Origin of the sequence: Nocardiopsis sp. B62, from assembly GCF_018070675.1 — a bacterium.
In the GTDB taxonomy this organism is placed as follows: Bacteria; Actinomycetota; Actinomycetes; order Streptosporangiales; family Streptosporangiaceae; genus Nocardiopsis; species Nocardiopsis prasina.
This window is the reverse complement of sequence record NZ_JAGPXK010000023.1, coordinates 49,283-75,342: the sequence shown is the minus strand read 5'-3', so window position 1 is coordinate 75,342 and position 26,060 is coordinate 49,283. Positions and strand designations below refer to the sequence as shown.

At 72.1% G+C, this 26,060-nt stretch carries 26 protein-coding genes; 19 read left to right on the top strand and 7 right to left on the bottom strand.

Going from position 1 to position 26,060, the window contains the following annotated elements; all coding sequences use genetic code 11:
* The first annotated feature begins 351 nt into the window (after positions 1-351).
* From KBX21_RS20965 to KBX21_RS20905, 13 genes are all read left to right on the top strand, one after another.
* Positions 352-3,609 carry a nitrate- and nitrite sensing domain-containing protein gene (locus KBX21_RS20965; protein WP_049567540.1) on the top strand — a complete coding sequence of 1,086 codons (3,258 nt, stop codon included), beginning with the start codon at positions 352-354 and terminating at the stop codon, positions 3,607-3,609.
* A gap of 231 nt (positions 3,610-3,840) precedes the next feature.
* Entirely contained in the window at positions 3,841-4,242 is a 402-nt protein-coding gene (locus KBX21_RS20960) for a roadblock/LC7 domain-containing protein (protein ID WP_049567543.1), read from the top strand.
* Between the two features lie 98 nt (positions 4,243-4,340).
* On the top strand, positions 4,341-4,757 hold the full coding sequence (locus KBX21_RS20955) for a DUF742 domain-containing protein (protein WP_233515572.1): 417 nt from the start codon (positions 4,341-4,343) through the stop codon (positions 4,755-4,757).
* A 34-nt stretch (positions 4,758-4,791) separates the two neighbouring features.
* Positions 4,792-5,388: an ATP/GTP-binding protein gene (locus KBX21_RS20950; RefSeq protein ID WP_049567546.1), complete on the top strand. Its 597-nt coding sequence runs from the start codon at positions 4,792-4,794 to the stop codon at positions 5,386-5,388.
* Between the two features lie 135 nt (positions 5,389-5,523).
* Positions 5,524-7,194 (top strand): DUF885 domain-containing protein, encoded by a 1,671-nt coding sequence (locus tag KBX21_RS20945; RefSeq protein ID WP_210843209.1) that lies wholly within the window; start codon positions 5,524-5,526, stop codon positions 7,192-7,194.
* A gap of 139 nt (positions 7,195-7,333) precedes the next feature.
* Entirely contained in the window at positions 7,334-7,909 is a 576-nt protein-coding gene (locus KBX21_RS20940) for an HIT domain-containing protein (RefSeq protein WP_210843195.1), read from the top strand.
* Between the two features lie 133 nt (positions 7,910-8,042).
* Positions 8,043-8,666 (top strand): phosphatidylinositol phosphate synthase, encoded by a 624-nt coding sequence (gene pgsA, locus KBX21_RS20935; protein ID WP_049567553.1) that lies wholly within the window; start codon positions 8,043-8,045, stop codon positions 8,664-8,666.
* A 46-nt stretch (positions 8,667-8,712) separates the two neighbouring features.
* Positions 8,713-9,663 carry a phosphatidylinositol mannoside acyltransferase gene (locus KBX21_RS20930; protein ID WP_049567554.1) on the top strand — a complete coding sequence of 317 codons (951 nt, stop codon included), beginning with the start codon at positions 8,713-8,715 and terminating at the stop codon, positions 9,661-9,663.
* 59 nt (positions 9,664-9,722) lie between these two features.
* Positions 9,723-10,919 carry a glycosyltransferase family 4 protein gene (locus KBX21_RS20925; protein ID WP_210843192.1) on the top strand — a complete coding sequence of 399 codons (1,197 nt, stop codon included), beginning with the start codon at positions 9,723-9,725 and terminating at the stop codon, positions 10,917-10,919.
* Between the two features lie 23 nt (positions 10,920-10,942).
* Positions 10,943-11,437, top strand: a complete 495-nt coding sequence (locus KBX21_RS20920) for a hypothetical protein (RefSeq protein WP_210843207.1) — start codon at positions 10,943-10,945, stop codon at positions 11,435-11,437.
* A gap of 262 nt (positions 11,438-11,699) precedes the next feature.
* Positions 11,700-12,611, top strand: a complete 912-nt coding sequence (gene pdxS / locus KBX21_RS20915; RefSeq protein ID WP_049567729.1) for a pyridoxal 5'-phosphate synthase lyase subunit PdxS — start codon at positions 11,700-11,702, stop codon at positions 12,609-12,611.
* 42 nt (positions 12,612-12,653) lie between these two features.
* Entirely contained in the window at positions 12,654-13,262 is a 609-nt protein-coding gene (pdxT, locus tag KBX21_RS20910; protein ID WP_210843190.1) for a pyridoxal 5'-phosphate synthase glutaminase subunit PdxT, read from the top strand.
* Positions 13,259-14,005 (top strand): YebC/PmpR family DNA-binding transcriptional regulator, encoded by a 747-nt coding sequence (locus KBX21_RS20905; RefSeq protein WP_017546186.1) that lies wholly within the window; start codon positions 13,259-13,261, stop codon positions 14,003-14,005. The genes pdxT and KBX21_RS20905 overlap by 4 nt, the downstream gene beginning before the upstream one ends.
* Before the next feature lie 109 nt (positions 14,006-14,114).
* On the opposite strand, the gene KBX21_RS20900 is transcribed toward KBX21_RS20905, so the two are convergent.
* Both KBX21_RS20900 and KBX21_RS20895 read right to left on the bottom strand, forming a co-directional pair.
* Positions 14,115-15,173 carry a tartrate dehydrogenase gene (locus tag KBX21_RS20900; RefSeq protein ID WP_049567569.1) on the bottom strand — a complete coding sequence of 353 codons (1,059 nt, stop codon included), beginning with the start codon at positions 15,171-15,173 and terminating at the stop codon, positions 14,115-14,117.
* A gap of 50 nt (positions 15,174-15,223) precedes the next feature.
* A complete protein-coding gene (locus tag KBX21_RS20895; RefSeq protein WP_049567571.1) occupies positions 15,224-16,135 on the bottom strand; it encodes an alpha/beta fold hydrolase in 912 nt (303 codons plus the stop codon).
* A gap of 113 nt (positions 16,136-16,248) precedes the next feature.
* On the opposite strand from KBX21_RS20895, the gene KBX21_RS20890 reads away from it, so the two are divergent.
* On the top strand, positions 16,249-17,127 hold the full coding sequence (locus KBX21_RS20890) for a LysR family transcriptional regulator (protein WP_210843183.1): 879 nt from the start codon (positions 16,249-16,251) through the stop codon (positions 17,125-17,127).
* Positions 17,128-17,137: 10 nt separating this feature from the next.
* Here KBX21_RS20890 and KBX21_RS20885 read toward each other — a convergent pair whose 3' ends face one another.
* The 5 genes from KBX21_RS20885 to KBX21_RS20865 all read right to left on the bottom strand — a co-directional run bounded on the left by KBX21_RS20885 (position 17,138) and on the right by KBX21_RS20865 (position 22,011).
* Positions 17,138-17,563, bottom strand: a complete 426-nt coding sequence (locus tag KBX21_RS20885; protein ID WP_049567577.1) for a PPOX class F420-dependent oxidoreductase — start codon at positions 17,561-17,563, stop codon at positions 17,138-17,140.
* Between the two features lie 46 nt (positions 17,564-17,609).
* Entirely contained in the window at positions 17,610-18,971 is a 1,362-nt protein-coding gene (locus tag KBX21_RS20880) for an adenylosuccinate synthetase (protein WP_210843182.1), read from the bottom strand.
* Positions 18,968-19,954 carry a hypothetical protein gene (locus tag KBX21_RS20875; protein ID WP_049567582.1) on the bottom strand — a complete coding sequence of 329 codons (987 nt, stop codon included), beginning with the start codon at positions 19,952-19,954 and terminating at the stop codon, positions 18,968-18,970. Before KBX21_RS20875 ends, KBX21_RS20880 begins: the two co-directional genes overlap by 4 nt.
* 58 nt (positions 19,955-20,012) lie before the next feature.
* On the bottom strand, positions 20,013-21,134 hold the full coding sequence (locus KBX21_RS20870; protein ID WP_210843181.1) for a molecular chaperone DnaJ: 1,122 nt from the start codon (positions 21,132-21,134) through the stop codon (positions 20,013-20,015).
* Between the two features lie 70 nt (positions 21,135-21,204).
* Positions 21,205-22,011: an NUDIX hydrolase gene (locus KBX21_RS20865; protein ID WP_049567736.1), complete on the bottom strand. Its 807-nt coding sequence runs from the start codon at positions 22,009-22,011 to the stop codon at positions 21,205-21,207.
* 224 nt (positions 22,012-22,235) lie between these two features.
* On the opposite strand from KBX21_RS20865, the gene ruvC reads away from it, so the two are divergent.
* The 5 genes from ruvC (at position 22,236) to KBX21_RS20840 (ending at position 26,002) form a co-directional block, all read left to right on the top strand.
* A complete protein-coding gene (gene ruvC / locus KBX21_RS20860) occupies positions 22,236-22,784 on the top strand; it encodes a crossover junction endodeoxyribonuclease RuvC (protein ID WP_017546177.1) in 549 nt (182 codons plus the stop codon).
* A gap of 86 nt (positions 22,785-22,870) precedes the next feature.
* A complete protein-coding gene (gene ruvA, locus KBX21_RS20855; protein WP_210843180.1) occupies positions 22,871-23,488 on the top strand; it encodes a Holliday junction branch migration protein RuvA in 618 nt (205 codons plus the stop codon).
* Between the two features lie 30 nt (positions 23,489-23,518).
* The gene (gene ruvB, locus KBX21_RS20850; protein ID WP_210843179.1) at positions 23,519-24,595 is read left to right on the top strand and encodes a Holliday junction branch migration DNA helicase RuvB; all 1,077 of its coding nucleotides are present in this window, start codon (positions 23,519-23,521) and stop codon (positions 24,593-24,595) included.
* Positions 24,596-24,918: 323 nt separating this feature from the next.
* Positions 24,919-25,284, top strand: coding sequence for a preprotein translocase subunit YajC (yajC, locus tag KBX21_RS20845; protein ID WP_017546174.1), 366 nt, complete (start codon positions 24,919-24,921; stop codon positions 25,282-25,284).
* 154 nt (positions 25,285-25,438) lie between these two features.
* Positions 25,439-26,002, top strand: coding sequence for an adenine phosphoribosyltransferase (locus tag KBX21_RS20840; RefSeq protein WP_210843178.1), 564 nt, complete (start codon positions 25,439-25,441; stop codon positions 26,000-26,002).
* The last annotated feature ends 58 nt before the right edge of the window (positions 26,003-26,060 follow it).

Here is a 26,060-nt window from a genome sequence, read left to right as displayed (position 1 = left end):
AGCCCTTCTCGCCCATTGGTACGCTATGCACCGCACGCGCACCACGACAGTGTCGGTGCGCGGCGCCTCTCCTCCCAGGCGAGTCCGGCGGACAGTCTTCACATCTCCCCACATTCCCACTGCTTCCTGTTTCTGGTGGACCACTGTGGTCATGCCGACCTTCCGGTCTGGAGCGGTCCGATCCCTGGGTTCAACAGCCGTTCGAGGCGGTGACACGAAAGGTTGCGAGGGTCCGTGTCGACACGAGCGACGAAAAGCGGGGCCAGCGCTCAGAGCGAGGCAGCGCAGGCCGAAAACGCCGATGCCAAGCCCCGGCGCAGAGCCATCTGGTGGCGGCCACGTAACTGGCGGGTGCGCTCCCGACTGGTGGCCCTCATCGTCATCCCGACCGCCGTCGCGCTAGCGCTCGGCGGACTGCGGGTCTACGAGGCCTCGGTCTCCACCGTCACCCACGCGCACATCGAGGACCGAGCCCAGGTGGGCGTCCTCATCGTGGACCTGGCCAACCAGCTGGGCCGCGAGCGCACGGCCAGCGCCGTCTTCATCTCCGACAACGCGGACCCGGACCGACGTTCGGACGAACTCCGCCAGGAGATGGAGACCGAGCGGGCCGCCACACTCGACATCCAGAGCACCCTGAACGCCCGTCTGGACGACATGGGCGCGATGGACGGCGACCTGGCGCAGACCAGGCTCGCCGCGATGCGCAGCCAGCTCTCCACACTGGAGTCCCTGCGCACCGAGGTCGACTCGACCCGCATCACGGTCCTGCCCGTCGTGACCAAGTACCGGACCATCGCCCGGTCGCTGTCCGACTTCAACCAGACCATCGCGGACGAGACCAACGACACCGAGCTGCGTGAGGCCGTCCGCGCCCTCACCGCGCTGTCCAACGCCCGCGACCAGCTCTCCTACGAGACCGCGCTGATGGGCCACTCCCTGGCCCGCAACACGATGACCGGCGGTATCTCCGAGGCCATCGACTCCAGCCGGGCCCGCTACGAGAACGAGATCTCGAACTTCATCCAGGCCGCCTCGCCCCAGCAGCGCGCGGTGTTCGACGAGAACTTCACCGGTCTCGAGGTCAGCCAGGTCTCCACCATGCGTATGCGCGTCATGTACCGCGCCGACCGTGGAGACCCCCTGACCAACGTCACCCCCAACGACGGTCCCGAGGACTACGCGGCCATCGCGGACACCGCTTTGGAGCGACTCAAGACGGTCGAGTCCAGCCTGGCGGAGGGCATCGCCGCAGACGCCAACGACCTGCGTGACCAGGCCCTGTTCCGCACGATCATGGACCTCATCATCGTCGCGGGCGTGCTCCTGGCCGTCTTCATCCTGACCTCCCTCGTGGTCCGCTCCCTGGTGCGCCCGCTGCGCACCCTGGAGGACGGCGCACGCCGCGTCGCCGAACGCGACCTGCCCGAGGCGATCAACCGGATGCAGGAGGCCGGGACGGTCCCCGAGTCCGTCAAGGTCAGCCCCATCGAGGTGCACACCCACGACGAGATCGGCGAGGTCGCCCGCGCCTTCGACGACGTCCACAGGGTCGCCCTGACCCTGGCCTCCGACGAGGCCGCGCTGCGCAGCAACGTCAACGCGATGTTCGTCAACCTCTCCCGCCGAAGCCAGACCCTGGTGGAGCGGCAGCTGCGCCTGATCGACGGTCTGGAGCAGTCGGAGCAGGACGCCGACCGCCTCTCCGACCTCTTCCAGCTGGACCACCTCGCCACGCGCATGCGGCGCAACAACGAGAACCTGCTGGTCCTGTCCGGTCAGGACAACACCCGTAAGTGGGCCCAGCCCGTCCCGCTCGTCGACGTCCTCCGAGGCGCCGTCTCCGAGGTCGAGCAGTACGAGCGCGTCAACGTGCGCGCCCCCTCCCACATCTCGGTGCTCGGCCGTCCGGTCAACGACGTCATCCACCTCGTCGCCGAGCTGGTGGAGAACGCCACCTCGTTCTCCCCGCACGACACCGAGGTGCTCGTCAGCGCCAAGACCCTGGACAGCGGCGCCGTGCAGGTCGACGTGACCGACAGCGGCATCGGGATGGCCCCGGACGACCTCGCGGCGATCAACGCCCGCCTGGCCGCCCCGCCCGTCATCGACGTCGCGGTCTCGCGCCGCATGGGCCTGTTCGTGGTCTCGCGCCTGGCGCACCGGCACGGCATCCGCATGGCTCTCAAGGAAGCGCACGGCGGCGGCACCACCGCCAGCGTCGTCTTCCCGCCGGACCTGCTCATCACCCCGGTCGAGGGCCAGCACGCCCTGGGCGGGGTCGGGAACCGCCCCGAGCTGTCCGCCGGGGCGCCCGACACCTTCGCCGAGGCCGAGGCGGCCTTCGCCGCCAGCCCCGCCGCCGAGGAGCCGGGCGACCCCTGGAACAGCCAGGAGTCCGGCGACCTCACCGGCGACCTGGGCGGTCTGCCCAAGCGCAAGCCCATCGGTGGCCGCACCGACGAGCACCCGCCCAGCGGCCAGGACCTGTGGAACACCACCAGTACCGGCTCCGTCTGGGAGCCGCCCAACCGCGCCGAGGGCATGTCGCCCAACAGCGGCCTGACCGACAACGCCAACCCGGTCGTCGACCCCTACGACGTGCCCGAGGAGGACGAGCCGAAGCAGGAGGAGACCACCGGTCGCAGCCTGTTCGACCCGGCCCCCCGCAACAGCACGGACACGGGTTCGTTCAGCGCCCCGGACTCCGGTGCCTTCCGCCGTCCCACCGACACGGGCGCCTTCGGCCGCCCCGCCTCGGAGAAGGGCGGATTCGGAAGGAATCCCGAGCCCGAGAACCGGAGCAGGGACTCCTACGACGCCTTCGGCACCGGTAGCCACCGGAGCGGGGTCTTCGACACCGGGTCCCGCGAGCCCCGCCAGCCGGAGACCCCGGCGGCGCCGGCTCGCGGTGAGGACAACACCGAGACCTTCCCGGCGATCTCCTCCTGGGACACCGGCGCGCAGCAGCCCCACCAGGCCGCGCCGCAGTCCCAGCAGCCCGAGCAGCCCGAATCCAACACCACCGGGAACTGGCGCACCGGGGGCGGCGACTCGCGGGAGGGCTACGGCTCCACGGCCTACCTGTCGCGCCGCTATGGTGGCGCCCAGGGCCCGAACAGCACCGTCGTCCCGGCGGCCCCGTCCGGCCAGGACGCGGACTCGCTGCCGATCTTCGACGCGATCGAGTCCAACTGGTTCAAGCGCCGCACCGGCGGTCCCACCGTGGACACCACCGAGACCGGCCCGATCCAGCAGGTGCCCCCGGCACCCAAGGAAACTCGGGAACCCCAGCGCACGCGCAGGGAACCCGCCCAGGAGCAGCCCGCGGCCAACCCCCGTTCCGAGCAGGAATGGAACTCGGCGGCGGACCGCGGCTGGAAGGCCGCGCGCACCGCGGCCGAGCCGCTCGCCGGTGGATTGACCACCTCGGGCTTGCCAAAACGGGTTCCCAAGGCAAACCTTGTTCCTGGTACCGCACCCAAACCGGAGAACTTCAAGCAGATGCCCACCAGAAGCGCGGACCGTGTCCGCAACCGCTTCTCGGGCTTCCAGAAGGGCGTCCGCGACGGTCGGAACCGGCTCGGCGACAGTTCGACGGAGGAGTGACCCAAGTGACCAGTGGTGGGACGGGGTCCCTCACAGTCAGGGAAGCCGGATGCAATAGCATCTACCGAGCTTCTCGGACGCGCCACACCCATCGCTTGACGAGAGCGGAACACCAGACTCCCGGTCACCCCCACGGGAGGGGCCGGGTGGTTCGCAAAGGCAGTGCTGTCACATGCCGTGCCGGCGGTAGCAGTGCCACAGATCGACCGGCGAACTTGGACAGGAGATCAGATGAGTCGACAGGTGAATGAACTCAACTGGTTGATCACTGACTTTGCCGACCGGGTACCCGACGTGGCCCACGCGATCGTCGTCTCCTCTGACGGCCTTCCGTTGGCCTCGTCCGCGGGATTCCCGACTGACCGGGCCGACCAGTTGGCCGCAATCGCCTCTGGTCTGTCCAGCCTGACGCAGGGCGCTGCCCGGGTGTTCGAGGGTGGAGCGGTCGCCCAGACCGTCGTCGAGATGGAGCGGGGGCTGATGCTCATCATGGCCATCAGCGACGGCTCGTGTCTCGCGGTCCTCGCGGCGGCCGAGAGCGACCTGGGTCTGGTCGCGTACGAGATGACTCTGCTCGTCGAGCGGGCGGGGCGGGCGCTGACACCAACGGCGCGCACCTCGGGAATCCACTGATCCACCACCGACAGGAGGAAGTGGTGGCACCTCACAGTAGAGATGCCGGGAGCGCCTCGTGGTTCGGACAACAGCCGGGCCATCCCCCCACGGGAGGGATGCCCGCAGTTCCGGGCGGCGGAGATGTTCCTCGACCAATCCAACAACCGTATGACCAACGACCCGCGCCGGGCAGCGCACCCAGTTCGCTGGTGCGCCCCTACGCGGTCACCAAGGGCCGAACCAAGCCGAAGTCTCAGCTTCCCCTGGAGGCGCTGATCTCGGCCACCGCGGCGGCCCGGAACGAGTCAGGGACGCTGACGCCTGAATGGCAGGCGATCAGCGACCTGTGCCGGGAATGGCGATCCGTGGCGGAGATCTCCGCGCTGTTGCGGATGCCTCTCGGTGTGGCGCGGGTGCTTGTGGCGGACATGTCCGAGCAGGGACTGGTCCAGATCAGGTCTTCGCTCGACAACGACGCTCGCCCCAACACCAACCTGCTTGAAAGGGTGCTCAGTGGACTTCGCAAGCTCTAGCCCAGCCGAGGAAGGCGGTGCTGGGGGGAACGCGATGACGTCGGTCAAGATCGTCGTCGCCGGGGGCTTCGGTGTCGGAAAGACGACATTCGTTGGCTCCGTCTCCGAGATCGTGCCGCTGACGACCGAGGCGGTCATGACCAGCGCCAGCGTCGGGGTGGACGACCTCGCCAAGACGCCGGACAAGCAGACCACGACCGTCGCCATGGACTTCGGCCGTGTCTCCCTCGACTCCGACCTGATCCTGTACCTGTTCGGCACTCCCGGACAGCACCGGTTCTGGTTCATGTGGGACGACCTGGTCAAGGGTGCCATCGGCGCGGTCGTGCTGGTGGACACGCGACGCCTGGCCGACTGCTTCCCCGCGATCGACTACTTCGAAGAGGCGCGTCTGCCCTTCATCGTGGGCATCAACGGGTTCGACGGCTACTACCCCCACGCCGCAGACGAGGTCCGGGACGCGCTCACGCTCAGCCCGGAGATTCCCATCGTCCAGGTGGACGCCCGTGACAAGGCCTCCACCAAGTCGACGCTCATCAGCCTCGTCGAGCACGCGATCACGGTGGGGGACCCCGAGGGCGCCGCCGGGCAGCAGCCCACCTCCACCGGGGGCCAGAACTCCTGGCGCTGACCAGGACCTGCCCCGGGCCGGGGTCCCGCACGGAGTACGGCCCGGTTCCCGCACGTCGGGAACCGGGCGTCCGTGTCTTTCCTGACCTGGCATCATGTCGGCATGACCTCCTCCTCCCAACCCGACGCCGCCGAGATGACCCGACGCTTCCGAGACGTGGCCGAGCGGGTGCTCGACGCCCTCCTGGCCGACGACCCCGAGTGGGCGCTGGACCTGGGGGACACCCGGGGAGCCCACCGGCTCACCGACCACTCCGTCGAGGCCGACTCCCTGCGCGTCCGTGTCCTGACCGACGCGCTGGGCTCCCTGGACGAGATCGACGCGGACCTCGTCCCGACCGACGACCTGGTCGACCTGGAGATGCTCCGGACCAGGATCAGCGCGGACCTGTGGCACACCAGCGAACTGCGCCCGCACACGTGGAACCCCCTGGTGCACTCACCGGGTGAGGCCCTGCACGCCCTCCTGGAGCGGGACACCCTCCCGCCGGAGGAGCGCCTCGCGGCCCTGACCGCGCGCTGCGCCGCCCTGCCCGCCTACCTGGGCACCGCGCGCGCCCGCCTGTCCGAGGGCCCCGGCATGCCCCGCGTGCACGTGGAGACCGCCCTGGGACAGCTGGAGGGCGCCCGAGGGATGCTCGCCGAGGCCGTTCCGGCCCTGGCCGCCCAACACCCCGAGCACGCCTCCGGACTCGAACCGGCCCGTGTCGCGGCCCTGGCCGCCCTCGAGGAGTACACCTCCTGGATGCGCACCGAGCTGGAGTTCGCCACCGGGGACCCGCGCCTGGGCGCCCGAAGGTTCGCCGCCCAGCTCTGGTACACGCTTGACTCCGAACTGTCCCCGGAGGCCCTCCTGGTACGCGCCGAGAGCGACCTCCTGGCCACGGAGGAGGCGCTGGCCGAGGCCGCCGCGGAGTACACCGGTGAGCCACGTCGCCCCGGCCAGGTCGCCGAGGTGCTCTCCGCCCTGGCCGACGAGTTCGAGATCTCCCCCGAGGGGGTCGTCCCCTCCTGCGTCGACGCCCTCGAGCACCTCTACGCCCGGGTCCGGGAACTGGACCTGGCCACCGTCCACGACGACCCGGTCGAGGTCATCCCGATGCCGGTCTCCCGGCGGGGCGTGGCCGTGGCCTACTGCGACGCGCCCGGTGCGCTCGACCCCGACGCCTCCTCCCAGCCCACCTTCATCGCGGTGGCCCCGCCGCCCGAGGACTGGTCCGCCGAGCGCCGGTCCTCCTTCCTGCGCGAGTACAACGCGGGCATGCTGCGCAACCTGATGGTCCACGAGGCGCTGCCGGGGCACGCCCTCCAGCTCGCCCACGCCGCGCGCCACCGGGGCCACACCCGGGTGCGTTCGGCGCTGAGCAGCGGCACCTTCGTGGAGGGGTGGGCGGTCCACGCCGAGGACGTGCTGGCCGGTCACGGGTGGTCCGGAGGATCCGACCCCGCCACCCGGCGCGCCAACCTCGGGCTGCGTCTGGTCCAGCTCAAGATGCGGCTGCGGGCCATTCTCAACGCGATCCTGGACGTGCGCGTGCACACCGGTGACCTCACCGAGCCCGAGGCCGTCGCCCTGCTGACCGAACGTGGCCATCAGGAGGAGGGGGAGGCCGTCGGCAAGTGGCGGCGCGCCCTGCTCACCAGCGCCCAGCTGTCCACCTACTACGTCGGCTACGCCGAGGTCTCCGACATCGCCCGGGACCTGGCGCTGGAGCGCCCCGACGAGCCGGTCGGGCGCCTGCACGACGCCATGCTCGCGCACGGCAACCCGTCCCCGCGCCACCTGCGTACCCTGCTCGGGCTCTGAGCCGCGGGGCCGTGGCGCCCCCGGTGCGCCACGGCCCATCCGCGCCACCCCCGGAGCGCCGGGTCCGACGCTTCACCCACCGCGCGCTTCTATGCTGGACGCGCGGCACGAAACGGTCAGGCGAGGGGGCGAACGAGCCATGGGCGGTACCCACGACGAACCCGTGAGCGGTGCGGACCGACCGTCCGGCGCCGGAACCGGGACCCCGGACGGCCACGAACGGCTCTGGACGCCCCACCGCATGGCCTACATCAAGGGTGAGGGGAAGCCGACCGGGCCCGGGGCCGACGACGGCTGCCCCTTCTGCCGTGCCCCCGGCCTGCCGGACGAGGAGGGCCTCGTGGTCGCGCGCGGCCGGTCCGCCTACGTGGTCCTCAACCTGTACCCCTACAACAGCGGCCACCTGCTGGTCTGCCCCTACCGGCACGTCTCCGAGTACACGTCGCTGGACGGGGAGGAGACCGCCGAGGTCGCCGCGCTCACCCAGGCCGGGCTCCGGGCGCTCACCGAGGCCTACGGTCCGGGTGGCTTCAACGTCGGCATGAACCTCGGTACCGTGGCCGGTGCCGGGATCGCCGCCCACCTCCACCAGCACGTCGTGCCCCGCTGGGGCGGCGACACGAACTTCATGCCCGTGATCGGCCAGACCAGGGTCCTGCCCGAGATGTTGGAGCGGACCCGCGCCAGGCTGGCCGAGACCTGGCCCCGGGAGTGAGGCCGGGACCACCCGCAACCCCCACTCCACCGACTCCCCGTGGTCGACGCCACCCCCAGAGGGTGCGGCTCCCACCCCGACGACCGTTCCCGTCCTACGATCACTAGAAGACATGCTGAGAATCCTTCGCCCCATGATCTCCCGGGTCACCGCTCCGCTCGGTCGGAGCCTGGCCCGCATCGGCCTGACGCCCAACCTCGTCACCATCATCGGTGCCACCGGTGTCGTCGTCAGCGCCCTCTACTTCTACCCCCGCGGCCAGCTCTACGCGGGCTCCGTGGTCATCACCGTCTTCGCCCTCTTCGACATGCTCGACGGGGCGGTGGCGCGGGCCAACGACAGCGGCAGCGCGTTCGGTGCCTTCCTCGACTCCAGCCTCGACCGGGTGGCCGACGCCGCGATCCTCGCCGGGCTCATGTGGTGGTTCGTGGGTGAGGGCGACGATCCCATGCTCGCCGGACTCACCCTGTTCTGCCTGATCAGCGGCTTCATGGTCTCCTACATCAAGGCACGGGCGGAGGGGCTTGGCGTCAACTGCGACGTCGGCGTGGCCGAACGCACCGAACGCCTGATCATCGTGCTGGTGGCCGTGGGCCTGAGCGAGCTCGGCGTTCCGTACATCCTCGCGGGCGGCCTCTGGCTCCTGGCCGTGATGAGCGCGCTCACCGTCCTCCAGCGCCTCGTCGAGACCCGCGCGCGCCTCAACGACCCCGGCTTCGCCGAGGGTGAGGACGAGAAGACCAGCAACGGCGCCTGAACACGCCCCCGAAGGGACCGAAGCACAAGAGGACGAGGACGACGACGTGGACGAACGCATGGCCGATCTGGCCTACTCGGCGGGGTGGACTCTGGTCCGCCGCGCACCCGAGGGGGCGGGCCGGGCGGTGTTCCAGAGGCTGGCCGACCGGGCCTGGCGCACCCACAACGACGGCACCCGGGGGCTGGAGCGCAACCTGCGCAGGCTGGTCGGGCCCCGCGCCACGGACGCGCAGCTCAGGGCGTTGTCCAAGGCGGGGATGCGCTCCTACATGCGCTACTACTACGAGATGTTCCGCCTGCCCGCCATGGGCCGGGAGCACATCCTCGCCCACACCCGCCAGACCGGGATCGAGGTGCTGGAGGAACACGTCCGGTCCGGGCGCGGCGTGGTGGCGGCCCTGCCGCACATGGGCAACTGGGACCAGGCCGGAGCGTGGATCGCCGCGCGCGGCACCCCGCTCACCACCGTGGCCCAGCGGCTGCGCCCCGAGAGCCTCTACCAGCGGTTCACCTCCTACCGTGAGTCCCTGGGGATGGAGGTCCTGCCGCTGACCGGCGGTGCGGCCAACACCGTCGGGGTCCTCTCCCGCCGTCTGCGCGAGGGCGGTCTGGTGTGTCTGCTCGCCGACCGCGACATCAACGGCACCGGGTTGGAGGTCGACCTCTTCGGGGAGAGGGCGCGAGTCCCCTCGGGGCCCGCCGCCCTGGCCCTGAACACCGGGGCGGCCCTCATGCCGGTCTCCCTCTGGTACGACGGCCCCCACTGGCACATCCGCGTCCACGACGAGGTCCCCGTCGCCACGGGGGGCACCCGCACCCAACGCGTCCACGACACCACGCAGGAGCTGGTCCGGGTCCTCGAGGGCGCCATCGCGGAGCACCCGGAGGACTGGCACATGCTCCAGTCCGTCTTCAGCGCCGACCACGACGCCGACCGTGCCCGCCGCCACGAGGTCGAGGCGGCCGTGGCGCGCGACCGGGAACAGCGGCGGTGACCCGGGCACGGACTCCCTCGGGAACTCCGGACACCACTCCCGAGGCGGACGGGAGCGGGATGCGCGTCGGGATCGTCTGCCCCTACGCCTGGGACGTCCCCGGCGGGGTGCAGCAGCACGTGGGCGACCTCGCCGAGGCGCTCGGCGCCATGGGCCACGAGGTCTCCGTGCTGGCCCCGGTCGGCGACCCCGACCACCGGACCCCGCCCTACCTGGTCCCGGCCGGGCGTCCGGTCCCGGTGCCCTACAACGGATCGGTGGCCCGGCTCAGCTTCGGACCCCGCACGGCGGCCCGGGTCCGCCGCTGGATCGCCGAGGGCGGATTCGACCTGCTGCACATCCACGAACCCGCCGCGCCCAGCGTCTCCCTTCTGGCCTGTTGGGCGGCGGACGGGCCCATCGTGGCCACCTTCCACACCTCGAACCCCCGTTCGCGCGCCATGGCCGCGAGCTCCGGTGCCCTGCGCTCGGCCCTGGAGAAGATCAACGCGCGAGTGGCGGTCTCCGAGGCGGCCCGGCGCACCCTGGTCGAACACGTGGGCGGCGACGCCGTCCTCATCCCCAACGGGGTGTCCGTGCGCCGCTTCGCACACGCCGAGCCGCTGCCGGGGTGGCCCGGGCAGGGCGGCTCGATCGGTTTCCTGGGCCGCCTGGACGAACCCCGCAAGGGTCTGGCCACCCTCCTGGAGGCCTTCTCCCGGATGGCCCCGCACAGGCCCGAACTGCGCCTGCTCGTGGCCGGGCCGGGCGAGGCCGACCTGTCCGGTGTCCCCGACTCCGTGCGCGATCGTGTGGTGCTGGCGGGGCGGCTCGACGACGCCGACAAAATCCGCGCGTACCACTCCACCGACGTCTTCTGCGCGCCCAATCTGGGCGGGGAGAGCTTCGGCATCGTCCTGACCGAGGCGATGGCCGCAGGGGCGGCGATCGTCGCCAGTGACATCCCCGCCTTCGGGGCGGTCCTGGACGGCGGCGCGGCCGGGGAGCTGTTCCGGGTCGGCGACGCCGATCACCTGGCCGAGCGTGCGGCGGCCCTGCTCGACTCGCCCGAACGCCGCGCAGGGCTCTCGGAGGCCGCACGCCTTGCCGTGCGCGCCTACGACTGGGACACCGTCGCCGCCGACATCGCCCACGTGTACGAGACCGTGCTGACGTTGGGGGACGGGGCCGCCGCCGGTGTGCGGCTGGACGGGGGACGCCGTTCCTCCGGTGCGTCGCGCCGCGCGCACCCGAGGCTGCGGGGTGAGCGGTCCTGATCGAGGACGTTCGCTTCGTCACCCTGGTCGCGGCGATCCTGATCGCGCTGGTCCTGCTCGGCTTCTACCTGTCGTGGCGGGCCACCCGGCTCGACCGCCTCCACCACCGGGTGGAGACCGCGCGCGCCGCCCTGGACGCCGCTCTGCTGCGCCGGGCCGCGGCGGTCCTCGACCTGACCGCCGATCCCGGTCTGGGCCCGGAGACGGCAGGGAGGCTCGCGGAGGCCGCCAACGCGGCGCGCCGTGCGGGGGTGGGGGAGCGCGAACTCACGGAGAGCCGGCTCTCCCAGGCGTTGCGCGCCGCGCTGGAGCGCCCGGACGCCGGGCCGGCCCCGGACCGGCTGGAGGAGGTGACGGTGGCCGCACGCGGCGTGTACCTGGCCAGGGTGTTCCACAACGACGCCGTGTCCGACACCAGGCGCGCGCGCCGCTCCCGACTGGTCCGCCTCCTGCGCCTGGCGGGCACCGCCGCGCTGCCCCACTACTTCGAGATGGACGACCAGCCGCCCCGGCGCTGACCGGGCGATCGGGGCCGCACTCCGACGAGGTGGCCACACCCCACACACCGATACTCCAGCCTGGCCAAAGGCCGCGAAACGGGTGGAACTAGGATGGGATGCTGGTCGACCCGGTGCACGCCGCCGACGGTGTCCGCGCGCGTGCGTGCGGTCGTCGGGCGCGCCGCCGCGTCGCATCCAGGCCGTGCTCCCGGCCGCGAGGGCGTCCGGGGAGCGGGCGGTCTGGGCCCCCAGTCAGCCGAACGAACGGGAGACCACCACCGTGGCCACCAACGCAGCGAACACCACCGACAACGCCGTCGGTACCCAGCGCGTCAAGCGCGGCATGGCCGAGCAGCTCAAGAACGGCGTCATCATGGACGTCGTCACCCCCGAGCAGGCCAAGATCGCCGAGGACGCCGGTGCCGTCGCGGTCATGGCCCTGGAGCGGGTGCCCGCCGACATCCGCAAGGACGGCGGCGTCGCCCGCATGTCCGACCCGGACATGATCGACGGCATCGTCGAGGCGGTCTCCATCCCGGTCATGGCCAAGGTCCGGATCGGACACTTCGTCGAGGCCCAGGTGCTGGAGTCGCTCGGCGTGGACTTCATCGACGAGTCCGAGGTCCTCACGCCCGCCGACGAGGCGTTCCACATCGACAAGTGGGCGTTCACCGTCCCCTTCGTCTGCGGTGCCACCAACCTCGGTGAGGCCCTGCGCCGGATCGCCGAGGGCGCGGCGATGATCCGCTCCAAGGGCGAGGCCGGTACCGGCAACGTCGTCGAGGCCACCCGCCACATGCGCTCCATCAGCGGCGAGATCCGGCGCCTGGGCACCCTGGACGAGCCCGAGCTGTTCGGCGCCGCCAAGGAGCTGCGCGCCCCGTACGAGATCGTCAAGGAGGTCGCGCGCCTGGGCAAGCTGCCCGTCCCGCTGTTCTCCGCCGGTGGCGTGGCCACTCCCGCCGACGCCGCGCTCATGCGCCAGCTGGGTGCCCAGAGCGTGTTCGTCGGCTCGGGCATCTTCAAGTCCGGTGACCCGGCCAGGCGCGCCGACGCCATCGTGCAGGCCACCCTGCACTACGAGGACCCGGCCGTGATCGCCCGCGTCTCGCGCGGACTGGGCGAGGCCATGGTCGGCATCAACCTGGACGAGCTGTCCGACTCCCAGCGCTACGCGGGACGTGGCTGGTAGCCGCCGCCCCGACCGCCGAACCCACGACCAACGAGGCCGCACGTGACCGCCAGCCCCACCATCGGCGTGCTCGCCCTCCAGGGCGACGTCGCCGAGCACACGCACATGCTCCGGGACCTGGGTGCCCGCACCGCGCGGGTCCTGTCCGTCGACCAGCTCGACACCGTCGACGGTCTGGTGATCCCCGGCGGCGAGTCCACGACCATGTCCAAGCTCGCCGTCCGGTACGACCTGATGAAGCCGCTGCGCGAACGCGTCGCGGACGGGATGCCCGTCTACGGGACCTGTGCGGGAATGATCATGCTGGCCGACCGTGTTCTCGGCGGAACCGCCGACCAGGAGACCGTCGGCGGCATCGACATGACGGTGCGCCGCAACGCCTTCGGTCGCCAGACGGAGTCGTTCGAGACCGGGGTGCGGATCGACGGGATCGGCGACGACCCCTTCGACGCGGTGTTCATCCGTGCGCCCTGGGTCGAGTCGGTCGGCCCGGAGGTGGCGGTACTCGGGAGCGTTACCGGTACGGACGAGGCCGGTAGGATCGTCGCCGTACGACAGGGCGGCCTGATGGCGACGTCCTTCCATCCCGAACTCACCGGCGACACGCGTATCCACCGCCTCTTCGTCGACATCGTGAAAGGACATGCATGAGCGGCCACTCCAAGTGGGCCACCACCAAGCACAAGAAAGCCGTCATCGATGCCAAGCGCGGCAAGCTGTTCGCCAAGCTGATCAAGAACATCGAGGTGGCCGCGCGTACCGGTGGCGGGGACCCCGAAGGGAACCCGACGCTCTACGACGCCATCCAGAAGGCGAAGAAGAACTCGGTGCCCGCCGACAACATCGAGCGCGCCCGCAAGCGCGGCTCCGGTGAGGAGGCCGGTGGCGCCGAGTGGCAGACGATCATGTACGAGGGGTACGCCCCCGGCGGCGTGGCGCTGCTCGTGGAGTGCCTGACCGACAACCGCAACCGCGCCGCCTCCGAGGTGCGCGTGGCGGTCACCCGTAACGGCGGCAACATGGCCGACGCCGGTTCGGTGTCGTACATGTTCAACCGCAAGGGCGTCGTGATCGTGCCCAAGGAGGGCACCAGCGAGGACGACGTGACCATGGCGGTGCTGGAGGCCGGGGCCGAGGACGTCGAGGACCTCGGTGAGGCCTTCGAGATCGTCTGTGAGGCCACCGACCTGGTCGACGTCCGCACGGCACTCCAGGAAGCGGGCATCGACTACGAGTCCGCCGACTCCAGCTTCCTGCCGACCATGGAGGTCCCGGTCGACGCCGAGGGCGCCAAGAAGGTCATGCGGGTCGTGGACGCTCTGGAGGACTCCGACGACGTGCAGAACGTCTTCACCAACGCGGACATCCCCGACGAGGTCATGGCCGAGCTCTGAGGCCGGGCCCGGAGCGGGACCACGCGTCGACGCCCGTGGCCGCGCCCCCCGCGGGGGGCGCGGCCACGGGCGTTCCATGTGGCGGCGCGGATCGCCGCGCCTGCGGCCGTCAGGGCAGGCGGCGCAGGACCTCGGACGTGAACTCGTCGGTCCCCGCCTCGCCGCCCAGGTCGCGGGTGCGCACCCGGCCCTCGGCCAGCACGGCGCGGACCGCGTCCATCATCTGCCGCCCGGCCTCGGGGTGGCCGAGGTGGTCCAGCATCATCGACGCCGACCACAGCGCCCCCAGCGGGTTGGCCACCCCGCGGCCCGCGATGTCGGGCGCCGAACCGTGCACCGGCTCGAACATGGAGGGGTACTCGCGCTCGGGGTTGAGGTTGGCCGACGGGGCGATCCCGATCCCGCCGGCCACCGCCGCCGCGAGGTCGCTGAGGATGTCGCCGAACAGGTTCGAGGCCACGATCACGTCGAACCTGGCCGGTTCCAGGACGACCTTGGCGGCCAGGGCGTCGATGTGCTCCTGGTCCCAGACCACGTCCGGGTGCAGCGCGGCCCGCTCCGCCACCAGCTCGTCCCAGAACGGCATGGTGTGCACGATCCCGTTGGACTTGGTGGCGGAGGTCAGACGGCCGCCGCGCCGCTCGGCGAGGTCGAAGCCGTACTCCAGGACCCGCTCCACACCGCGGCGGGTGAAGACCGACTCCTGCACGGCGCGCTCCTGCGGGGTGCCCCGGTCGAAGCGGCCCCCGTCCCGCGAGTACTCGCCCTCGTTGTTCTCCCGCACGACCACGAAGTCGACCTCGCCGGGCAGTGCGCCGGTGACCGGGCTGGGCACGCCCTCCAAGACGGTGATCGGCCGTAGGTTGACGTACTGGTGGAATTCGCGGCGGATCGGGATGAGTAGGCCCCAGAGGGACACGTGGTCGGGCACGCCCGGCCATCCCACCGCCCCGAGGAGGATGGCGTCGTGGTGGCGGATCCGGTCCAGACCGTCCTCGGGCATCATCGCGCCGGTGTGCGCGAACCGCTCGCACGACCAGTCGAACTCGTCGTAGCCCAGGGCGAATCCGTGGTGGGCGGCGACCCGGTCCAGGACGGCGGTCGCGGGGGAGAGGACCTCACCGCCGATGCCGTCTCCGGGGATCGTGGCGATGCGGTACTGCTTCATGGGGTCTCCATCGGATGAGAGGTGGACGGGCGGGGGTGGCTCGGCGCGGGTCAGGCGGCGGGGCCGTCGGGGGCGACGGCCTCTCCGAGGAAGGCGCGGAGGGAGGAGGCGGTGGTCTCGGGTGCCTCCTCGGGCACGTAGTGGTCGCAGTCCACGGCGTGTCCGCGCAGGTCCGAGGCGTACTCGGACCAGGCCTCGGGCACGTCGTAGTGGCGCCCGACGAAACTGTGCTCGCCCCACAGGAGCAGGACGGGGCACTCCAGACGGCGCCCCGCGTCCGCGCGGTCGTGTTCGAGGTCGACGGTGGCGGCGGCGCGGTAGTCCTCGCAGGACGCGTGGATGGCGGCGGGGTCGCTGAAGCAGCGCACGTACTCGTCCACGGCCTCCGGGTCGAACGCGGAACCGCCGTGGTGGCGCGCGTTCATACGGGTGCGGACCCAGAAACCGGGGTCCTGACCGATCAGGTGCTCCGGGATGCCGTTCCCGGCCGTCAGGAAGAACCAGTGGTAGTAGCCGGACGCGAAGTCCGCGTCGGCGTGCTCGAAGGCGTACCTGGTGGGCACCACGTCCAGGGCGGCGAAGGCGGTCACGGCCTCGGGGTGGTCGAGGGCCAGGCGGTGTCCGACCCGCGCCCCGCGGTCGTGGCCGACGACGGCGAAGCGGTCCAAGCCCAGCTCACGCATGAGGAGGTACTGGTCACGGGCCATCGCGCGCTTGGAGTAGGCCAGGTGCCGGGGGTCGGAGGGCGGTTTGTCGCTGTCTCCGTAGCCGCGCAGGTCGGCCAGCACGACGCTGAACCCGTCGGCCAGGAGCGGTGCGACCCGGTGCCAGATCAGGTGGGTCTGGGGGTACCCGTGCAGGAACAGGACGGGGGGTCCCTCTCCGGCCCGTCGGACGTTGAGGCGCAGTCCCTCGACCTCCACGCTGTGCCGGGTGAATCCGGGGAGAAGTCGGTCGTTCATGTCCTGATCACAGCAGCCCGGCACACCGCCCGTCCAAGACCGGTTGGCGATAGCGCTGATAGGCGCGGCCTATAGGATCGGACACGGAGGGGCGAACCGGGCGGGGGTGCGACGTGGACGTGCGGCAGCTGGAGTACTTCCTGGCGGTCGTGGACCACGGCGGGGTGAACCGCGCCGCGGCAGCTCTCCACCTGTCACAACCCTCCCTGTCCCAGGCGATCCGCACTCTGGAAAGGGACCTGGGCAGCGACCTCTTCCACCGGATCGGCCGCCGCCTGGTGCTCAGCGACGCCGGACACGCGCTCGTCGAACCCGCCCGCGAGGCGGTGCGCGGGCTCGACCTGGCCCGCTCCGCCGTGGAGGCGGTCCGGGGACTGCGCCGGGGGCGCGTGGACGTGGCCGCGCTGCCCACCCAGTCCATCGAACCCCTCACCGGTCTGGTCTCGGGCTTCACCGAACGCCACCCGGAGGTGTCGGTGTCGATCCGGGGCGCCCTGACCAACCGGGACGCGGTCCAGATGGTCCGCACCGGTGCCTGCGAACTCGGCGTGGTCGCCACCGACACCCCGATGAGGGACACCGAGGTCCACGTCCACCCGTTGGTCCGTCAGTCCTTCGTCCTCCTGGCGCCCGCGAACGGGCCCTTCTCGCCGGGAGCCCCGATCCCCGTCGCGGACCTGACCGGGCGGCGCCTCATCGTCGGCCACGAGGGCTCGGGCATGCGCCGGTTCGCCGACCGCCTGCTGGCCGAGGGCCTGGACGCGCACATCGCCGTGGAGAGCGAACACCGGGTGTCGATCCTGCCGCTGGTCCTGGGCGGCGCCGGGCTGGCCGTGGTCACCGACGCCTGGCGCGGCCTCGCCGAACAGGCCGGGGTCCTCGTCCTGGACCTGGATCCCACCGACCACCTGCACGTGGCCCTGATCAGTCGCCGGGGCCCGCTCACCGCCGCCGCCCGGGCCTTCGTCGAGCACGCCACCGCCCGACCCTGAAGCGGCGTGCTCAGCCGGTCATGTTCATCTCCGCGATGACCCGGGTCGGGCGCACGCGCACCACGAGCTCACCGGCCACGCCGTTGCGGCGGCCGTACTCCTCGGCCACCTCCTCGCTCACGTACCGGCGGGCGATGGCGGTGGCCGTCCGGAGCAGCTCGTCGGGGTCCTCGGACACCTCGGCCACGCCCTGGACCTGCACGAAGCCGTACGGCTCCTCCTCCAGGTCCACCACCAGCGTCACCCGGGGGTCACGTGCCAGCGACCGCCCCTTCGCGGTGTCGCGCCCGGTGTTGAACACCAGCCCGTCCTCGTCGATGGTGAACCAGATCGGCGCCGCCAGTGGACGGCCGTCGGCGGCCGTGTAGGCCACCTTGCCCGTGCGCGTGCCGCTCAGCAGGAAGTCTCGGACCTCGGGATCAGTCAGGGAGCTCATGGCCCCAACGTAGGCCGCGACCCGGCGCGCCCCCGGTCCGACACGCTCAGGCCGGTGCGTGGAGCCGCCGGGGGAGGGGGCCCAGCCGTGGCGCGCGACGGACCGGCGCGTGGGCGTCCGCCCTGGTCGGGCCGGTGAACACCGCCTCCAGCGGCAGCCCCAGGGCGTCGGCGAGGGCGGCGGGCGCCGGGCCCGGCACCGGTTCCAGCACCGGCCGGGCGGCGTCCAGCAGACCGGTGAGCCGGGCCTGGCGGGCCAGGTCGGGGGAGGCCCCGGGGGCGATCCGCACCGGACTCCCGTCCGCGAGTTCGTAGCCCACGCACCAACGCAGGTCCCGACCCAACCGGGCGGGGGCGTCGGCGTGCGTGACCACCAGCGCGTCCACCCCCGCCGTGGCCTCCAACGCGTACCGGAGCGCCACCAGGTCCAGGTGACCCACCCGGAACCCGCCCTGCCAGGGGTGGGCGCGGTTGTGCCGGTCGGCCAACCTCCTGGTGAGCAGCGCGTCCTCGGTCACCATCGGCCCCGCGCCGTGGCGGGTCGCGAAGGTGCGCGTCACCCCGATCCGCCGGGCCCCGTCCGCGGCCCCCGCCTCGGCCAGAAGGGCCAGCGGGTTCACGGCGGTGGTGGTGGACCAGGTCGTGTACGGGTGGAAACCGTGCCACTCGTCCAGCAGCACGCCCTGCGCGCCCTCGAACACCACCGGTGTCCGAGCCAGCAGACGAGGCAGGTACCGATCGTCCACGAGCCGCACCCGCTCGGCGAAGGCCCGGTAGGCGTCCATGCACGCGTCCGGATCGGGGAGGGGCTCCAGGTCCGAGCCGTCGTCCCCGTCCGCCGCCTCGGACAGCACCGAGGCCAACCGCTCCGCGAGCCGGTCCAACTTGCGGCGGAGCAGCACCGGAGACGCGCAGTCGCCCACGGTGGGCGCGTCCTCGGGGTGCTCCAGGGCGTAGGCCATCGTCTCGCCCACCCCCATCCCGCACGAACCGTGCCGGTCCCGGCCGCGCGCACGCTCCCGGGCACGGTTGGCGGCCGCGTGCCACGGAGTGCTGATCAGCGCGCGCCGGTCCACCGTGACCAGGGAGAACGGGTCCGCCACCCCCAGCGCCGCCAGGTGCTGGGCCTCGGCGGCCAACGCGAAGGGGTCCACCACCACGAAGCGGGACAGGTGGGTGGGCACCGGGCCGCCCGGGGCGAGCGTGCCCGCCCCGAACTGGGCGAACGTGTGGTGCCGACCGTCAGGGGTCACCACGTTGTGCGCGGCCTGGGCGCCGCCGTTGGCCCGCACCACCGCGCCGTACCCGCCCCGCGCGCACAGCAGGTCCACCGTCACGCCCTTGCCCGCGTCGCCGAATCCCAGGTCCACGACGATCGCGTGCTCATCGGTCAGCGCCCGGCCGTTCACAGCCGGTCCACCCCGGGGCCGTCACCGGCCAGCCCCTCCAGGTCGGGTGAGGTCGCCACCGCGCCGCGTCCGCGAGCGAGCGGACGCAGGGCCCGGCCCACCACGTCGGCCTGGTCCGACCCGGCGTCGGCCAGGTCCCGCAGACCCTCCTCCAGGTCGATGGCCTCCTCACCCAGGCCCACGGTGACCGCGATCGTCTCGCAGACCGCGTCCAGGTCGTCCAGCAGAACCAGGTTCTGGCCCAGGTGCCGTTCCCAGAACTTCCGGACCCGGTCGTCCCGGAAGTGGTAGCTGCCGGTCGGCATGAGGAAGTACACCTCGTACTTGCTCCGCAGCTCCTCCAAGAGCTTCGGAAGGGCCACGTCCCCGTCGAGGTCGTCGCCGATCACCTCCCGGACCTCCCGTGCCTTGACCGCGCCGTAGGCCATCTCGTCGCCCACGATGAAGAGGTACCCGCGCCGCCCGCGCTTCTCCAGGCAGTCCAGCGCGGTGTGCCGGGCCATGAAGTACATCGCCAGTTCGTAGGACTCGGTCATCTGACCCCCGCCCCCGCCCTCCAGCAGGATGTTGCCGAGGTCGTCCTCCAGTTCGTTGCCGGACTCGAACTGACCGACCTGGAGCGGTACGCGGTCACAGGTCGCGTCGCCGATGGCACCGAACAGGATCTGCGGGTCCTGCACGTACCCCCGGCGCAGGAGCAGCCCGAACAGGTCGGGGAGCTTGGCCTGGAGGGCGCGGGGCACGCGCCCCATCGAGCCGGTGACGTCGAAGAGCACCGACACCGCCAGGGAGTTCGGGTGCGCCTCGGAGTCACGGCTCTCACGCATGGTCACGCCGCGCGGGTCGAGCGAGGCGTGGGCCCGCCACTGGTCGCGCGGGGTGCTGGTGACGTCGTCGTGGTAGTCGAACCCACTGCTTCCGGCGGAGGCCTGGTAGGCCCGCCGTGCGTGGTGGGCGTCGGTGGACCAGTTGCTGCTTCCCATCGTCGTCTCCTTCTGTTCGGGTTGGTGGGGTGGGGTGGGGTGTCGGGGGTTCGGTGGTTCAGGCGGGCATGTGGAAGGGGCGGAACCGGCGCGGACCGAAGCACCGCTCCAGCGCCTCGTCCAGCTCACCCAGCAGTGCGAACGCGTCCTTGGGACGCCTCTTCGGGGAGGGCAGCGTGCACCCGCGAGCCAGGGCCCGCAGCGGCCCGGGGAGGCGGCCGTCGGTCACGAACTCCACGCACCGGGTGGCCATGTACACGTCGGTGGCGGGCACGGCGGGGCGGCGCTCGGCGACCTCCGGCGGATACGTCTCCCTTCGGTGCGGAACCATCGCCGGGACGTGCGGCGCGGTGCGCCGCTCGCCGAAGGTGACGGAGTAGCACCAGTCCACGAGTACGAGACCGTGCGCCTCGGGGTGGACCAGGACGTGCTCGGGTACGACCGCGCCGTGAACGACCCCGGACTGGTGGGCGTTGCCCAGCGCCACCAGCAGTCGCCGCCACATCCACGCGGCGTCGCGCGGGTCGATCCCGTCCGGGTAGGCCCGCCGCACCTCGGCGAGGCTGTGGAAACCGGACAGCCGGCCCAGCACGTTGCCCCGCCGCTCCACACCCGTGGCCGCGTCGCGGTGGCGGACCGACTCCACCAGCTCCGGGGCGAACGCCCGGTACCGTTCGGCGCCTCGTTCGCGGATCCGGCGCAGCGCGGTTGCCTCGGCCAGGAGGAGGTCGTTGTCGCGCGGGGCCCGGGGGAGCTTGAGCAGCCCGTCCCGCCAGGGGCCGTCCGGCGCCGCGCCACGGGTGCCCTCCCGCCACCGCACCGGATGCAGGTCGGCCACGTCGCCGCTGGCCAGAGCGCCGTCCCGGCTCACGTGATAGGTCCGTCCCCGGGCCACGAGGGTGATGTCGTCGAGGCCCAGGCCGCCCTCCACCGCCGTGCGGTAGCGCCGCCAGGCCTCGGTGAGCCGGGAGAACCCGGCCGCCGCCTCGGCGGAGCGCTCGGCGGGCGCGGTGTCCGGATGGAGCAGCCGGGCCAGGCGCCGGTACGCGGCGGTGGCGGCCACGGGGATCGCCTCGCCGTCGATCGGCCGGGGACCGAACAGCGCGGCGGGGTCGGCCGCGAGTCCCAGCTCACGCAGGGCGGAGTCGAGTCCGCCATGGGGGTTGTGCTCCACGTTCACCGGTCTCCCTTCGGGGTGTGGCTCGACGAGTACTCAGGGGTTCCCGCTCACTGCCTGCGGCTGCGTCTCCTCACTGGGCGCCGCGCAGCAGCGGCGGGTGGAGCAGGGCGGCGCCGCCCGCCCGGTACAGCCGCGCGCGGCGGCCACCTCCCGCGCCACCGCGCTCGGCCAGCTCACCGGTGTCGTCCACGAACCCCGGGGTGGCCTGGATCTTGCGGTGGAAGTTGGCGGCGTGCAGGGTCCGCCCCCACACCGCCTCGTACACGCCGCGCAGCGCGGAGATGGTGAACGTCGACGGGAGGAAGGCGGTGGCGAGCGCGGTGTACTCCAGCTTGGAACGGGCGCGTTCGACCGCGTCGGCGAGGACGCGAGCGTGGTCGAAGGCGAGTTCGTGCCGGTCCCTGCCACCGTCGCCGTGTCCGAGGGCGGTCCACGGAACCCACGCGGCCTCGGCCGTGTCGCGGCCGGTGTGCGGGTCGGGCAGGTCGGGGGCCAACACCATGTACGCCACCGACACCACCCGCATGCGTGGGTCCCGCTCGATCGCCCCGTAGGTGCCGAGCTGCTCCAGGTGGAGTTCGGCGGGCAGGGGGGTCTTCTCCGTGAGCACGCGCAGGGCGGCGTCCGGCAGGTCGCGGTCGGCCGGGGCGTCCGGTCCGTCCTGGGCCCGGACGAACCCGCCGGGCAGCGCCCACCGACCGCGCTGGGGTTGCCGGGTGCGTCGGCCGAGCAGGACGTGGGGGACTCCGTCGCGGATGGTCGTGGCCACCACGTCGACGGTGACGGCGACGGGCGCGAACGCGTTCGGGTCGTAGTCGGCGAGGTACCTGCGCTCGTCGGCCGCGTCGTAGTCGCCCGCTCCGCGCGGGTCCCCGATCGGCCCGTCGATCCCCTCGGACACTGCTTCCCCCTGGTTGTTCTCAAGATGAGTTTTTCTCGATGTGAGTTCAACCTAGCACCGCTCGGTCCGCCCGTCCACCCCCCCCGGGGGGCGACACGCCGCGCCTGGCGGCCGATCCCGTCGGTGTCCGCCGCTAGCATGGTGCGAACGGACGTTCGAGAACGCGGCCGTGGGCGACGAGAAAAGGACAGGGTGGGGACGTGCGCGTGCTGGGGATCGACCCGGGGCTGACCCGCTGTGGGGTCGGGGCCGTCGAGGGCGCGATCGGCCGCCCCCTGCGCCTGCTGGCCGCCGACGCCATCCGCACCAGCCCCGACACCCCGCTCCCGCAGCGCCTGGTGGAGGTCGAACGCGGCATCGAGGAGTGGCTCGACAAGTACGAGCCCGACGCCGTCGCCGTCGAACGCGTCTTCGCCCAGCACAACCTCAGCACCGTCATGGGAACCGCCCAGGCCAGCGGCATCGCCCTGGTCTGCGCCGCCCGGCGCGGGCTCCCCGTGGCCACCCACACCCCCAGCGAGGCCAAGGCAGCCATCACCGGCAACGGTCGCGCCGACAAGAAGCAGGTCGGTGGCATGGTGGCGCGTATCCTCGGACTCGACGGGCCACCGAAACCGGCCGACGCGGCGGACGCCGTGGCCCTGGCCATCTGCCACATCTGGCGCGGCGGGGCCCAGGCCCGGGTCGCCCAGGCCCAACAGGATTTCGCCCGCAAGGTGGAACTGGCCCGACGCGCACGCGGCCGCTAGCCCCCCGGCCGAGCGGCGACGACACGGCAGGCAGCACCACAGCCCCCAAGGAAGGAGACGGGCACCCCTCCCGGTGTCCACACGAGATGATCGCGTTCCTCACCGGCCGGGTGGCCGCGCGCGGCGCGGCCAGCGCCGTGATCGACGTCGGCGGGGTCGGTATGACCGTCCAGTGCACCCCCTCCGCCCTCTCCCGACTGCACGTGGGGGAGGAGGGCACCGTGGCCACCAGCCTCGTCGTCCGCGAGGACTCCCTCACCCTCTTCGGGTTCGCCGACGACGACGAGCGGAACCTGTTCGAACAGGTCCAGACCGCCTCCGGCATCGGTCCCCGCATCGCCCTGGCCATGCTCGCCGTGCACAGCCCCGACAGCCTCCGCCAGGCCGTGGCCACCGAGGACACCACCGCCCTGACCCGCGTCCCGGGCATCGGCAAGAAGGGCGCCCAGCGCATCGTCCTGGAACTGCGCGGCAAACTCGACGCCCCGGTCATGACCGACGGCACCCTGCCCCCCGCCGACGCCTCCGGCGGCACCGAACCCAACGGGGCCTGGCGCGGCCAGGTCGTCTCCGGCCTCGTCAACCTCGGCTGGTCGACCAAGGACGCCGAGGCTGCCGCCTCCGCCGTCGCCGCCGAGGCCGAGGACACCGGCGACGTCACCGTCCTGCTGCGCAGCGCCCTGCGCAAACTCAGCCGCGCCTAGCCACCAACGGGAACCGGAGGGAGAAGACCCGTGTACGAGCGTGACGCCGTCTCGCCCGAAGCCGACGTCGAGGAACACCAGATCGAGGGTGCGCTGCGCCCCAGGAACCTGGACGAGTTCGTCGGCCAGCACCGGGTGCGCGAACAGCTCTCCCTGGTCCTGCACAGCGCCCAGCGCCGGGGCCGCGCCCCCGACCACATCCTGATGTCCGGCGGTCCGGGCCTGGGCAAGACCACCCTCGCCATGATCATCGCCGCCGAACTCGGCGCGCCCCTGCGCATCACCTCCGGCCCCGCCATCGAACGCTCCGGCGACCTCGCCGCCGTGCTCTCCACCCTCCAGGAGGGTGAGGTCCTCTTCCTCGACGAGATCCACCGCATGGCCCGCCCCGCCGAGGAGATGCTCTACGTCGCCATGGAGGACTTCCGGGTCGACGTCGTGGTCGGCAAGGGGCCCGGCGCCACCGCCATCCCCCTGGACATCGCCCCGTTCACCCTGGTCGGGGCCACCACCCGCGCGGGCATGCTCCCCGCACCGCTGCGCGACCGCTTCGGCTTCACCGCGCACATGGACTTCTACGAGCCCGCCGAGCTGGAGCAGATCCTGCACCGCTCCGCCGGGCTCCTCGGCGCCCCGCTGGAGGGGGAGGCGGCCGGGGAGATCGCGGGCCGCTCACGAGGCACCCCCCGGATCGCCAACCGCCTCCTGCGCCGCGTGCGCGACTACGCCGAGGTGCGCGGAGACGGCCGTCTCACCCTGGACAACGCCCGCGCCGCCCTGGAGCTGTACGAGGTGGACGCGCTCGGCCTGGACCGCCTGGACCGGGCCATCCTGGACGTGCTCATGAACCGCTTCCGGGGAGGCCCGGTGGGACTGTCCACGCTCGCGGTGTCCGTGGGGGAGGAGGCCGAGACCGTGGAGGTGGTGGCCGAACCCTTCCTGGTCCGCTCCGGATTCCTCGCCCGTACCCCGCGCGGCCGGGTGGCCACCCCGATGGCCTGGGCTCACATGGGGATCATCCCGCCGCCGGACGCCGCCTTCGGCGCCGCCGCCGACCCCGCCGCGAACGGGGCGGGCAAGGCCGGTCAGGGCACCTCCGCCCCCTGACCGGAGCCGGGAGACTTCACAAGCGGGCCCCCGTCCGGGCACAATGAGGCGCGTGCGCGAACCGGGTCCGAACCGTTAGCGCTCCGACCCCGGGCGGTGGGTGACCGGTGACCGGCGCCACGTAAACTGGGTCGAACCAGCCAGGACGGGGCAGTGGCCCCGTCTGGTGTCGTCGGACACCGGCGGAACGAGTTGGCTCCCCCGAGCGTTGTAGGCATCGGGTACGACTCCGGCCGCCGAGGTCGGTCGGCCCGAGAAGGTGGTCGTCGCGGTGTCCGAACCGGCAGACGTCGGCCACACGAAACGTCAGGAAGGACGCCCCCGTGCAGGGCATTTACACTCTCGCCGACGCGGCCCAGCAGGAGGGCAGCATCTTCAGCATGATGCTCCCGTTCGTGCTGATCCTCCTGGTCTTCTGGCTCCTCTTCTGGCGCCCGAACCAGAAGCGTCGCCAGCAGGAGACGCAGATGCAGAGCTCCCTGGTCCCCGGCGTCGAGGTCATGACCAAGGCGGGCATCTTCGCGACGGTGGTGGAGATCCACGACCAGGACGTGCTCCTGGAGATCTCCCCCGGTACCCGCATCCGGATGCTCAAGGCCGGTGTCGGCGAGGTCATCACGCCCGCCGCCGACGACACCCCGGTCGAGGACCGTCCCGACTTCGGCGACGACGACAAGCCCAAGGGATAGCACCGGGCCGGGCGCGGTGCCGCGCCCCGGCTCACCACAGACTTCGGTACCGGCCCCCCACCCGGGGCCGGTACCGCTGTTTCCCGGCCAACGCCGCCAGCAGATCCGCCGGGCCACCGCCCGCCCGGACCCACCACAGAAGGCCCCGCCACCCATGCCCCACGACACCGCGACCCCGGACGCCCCGGACGCCGCCGTCCTCGCCCTGATCGAGGCGAACATCCGCGACGTCCCCGACTTCCCGCACCCGGGCATCCTGTTCAAGGACATCACGCCCCTGCTCAACGAACCGGGGGCGTTCTCCGTCGCGGTGCGGGCCCTGGCGGCGCCCTTCCTCGGAAGCGGGATCGACCACGTCGTCGGACTGGAGGCCCGCGGCTTCATCTTCGGCGCTCCCGTCGCCATGGCACTGGGCGCGGGCTTCGTTCCCGCGCGCAAAGCCGGGAAACTGCCCTCGGACACCATCGACCAGGCCTATGATCTGGAGTACGGCACCGCGACCGTCGCGATCCACGCCGACGCGATCACCCCGGGTGGCCGTGTGCTCATCGTCGACGACGTCCTCGCGACCGGCGGGACCGGCAGGGCCGCGGTGGACCTGGTCCGCAAGGCGGGTGGTACGGTCGTGGGATTCTCCGTCCTGATGGAGCTCTCCGCACTGCGGGGACGGGAGAAGATGATGCCCGACGTGGAGCCGCGCACCCTCCTTTCGGTCTGAGGCCGACCTCGCCTCGCTGCCGCCCCCACGGGGGAATACCCCGGCGGCCGGTCCTTGT

Bases quoted from the DNA above. Each gene is read 5' to 3' on its own strand.
- ruvA (WP_210843180.1), top strand. From the start codon at position 22,871: ATGATCGCGTTCCTCACCGGCCGGGTGGCCGCGCGCGGCGCGGCCAGC.
- KBX21_RS20925 (WP_210843192.1), top strand. From the start codon at position 9,723: ATGCGCGTCGGGATCGTCTGCCCCTACGCCTGGGACGTCCCCGGCGGG.
- pgsA (WP_049567553.1), top strand. From the start codon at position 8,043: ATGATCTCCCGGGTCACCGCTCCGCTCGGTCGGAGCCTGGCCCGCATC.
- KBX21_RS20960 (WP_049567543.1), top strand. From the start codon at position 3,841: ATGAGTCGACAGGTGAATGAACTCAACTGGTTGATCACTGACTTTGCC.
- KBX21_RS20895 (WP_049567571.1), bottom strand. From the start codon at position 16,135: ATGAACGACCGACTTCTCCCCGGATTCACCCGGCACAGCGTGGAGGTC.
- KBX21_RS20885 (WP_049567577.1), bottom strand. From the start codon at position 17,563: ATGAGCTCCCTGACTGATCCCGAGGTCCGAGACTTCCTGCTGAGCGGC.
- KBX21_RS20900 (WP_049567569.1), bottom strand. From the start codon at position 15,173: ATGAAGCAGTACCGCATCGCCACGATCCCCGGAGACGGCATCGGCGGT.
- KBX21_RS20940 (WP_210843195.1), top strand. From the start codon at position 7,334: ATGGGCGGTACCCACGACGAACCCGTGAGCGGTGCGGACCGACCGTCC.
- KBX21_RS20955 (WP_233515572.1), top strand. From the start codon at position 4,341: ATGCCCGCAGTTCCGGGCGGCGGAGATGTTCCTCGACCAATCCAACAA.
- KBX21_RS20875 (WP_049567582.1), bottom strand. From the start codon at position 19,954: ATGGGAAGCAGCAACTGGTCCACCGACGCCCACCACGCACGGCGGGCC.
- KBX21_RS20945 (WP_210843209.1), top strand. From the start codon at position 5,524: ATGACCCGACGCTTCCGAGACGTGGCCGAGCGGGTGCTCGACGCCCTC.
- KBX21_RS20905 (WP_017546186.1), top strand. From the start codon at position 13,259: ATGAGCGGCCACTCCAAGTGGGCCACCACCAAGCACAAGAAAGCCGTC.
- KBX21_RS20950 (WP_049567546.1), top strand. From the start codon at position 4,792: ATGACGTCGGTCAAGATCGTCGTCGCCGGGGGCTTCGGTGTCGGAAAG.
- KBX21_RS20840 (WP_210843178.1), top strand. From the start codon at position 25,439: ATGCCCCACGACACCGCGACCCCGGACGCCCCGGACGCCGCCGTCCTC.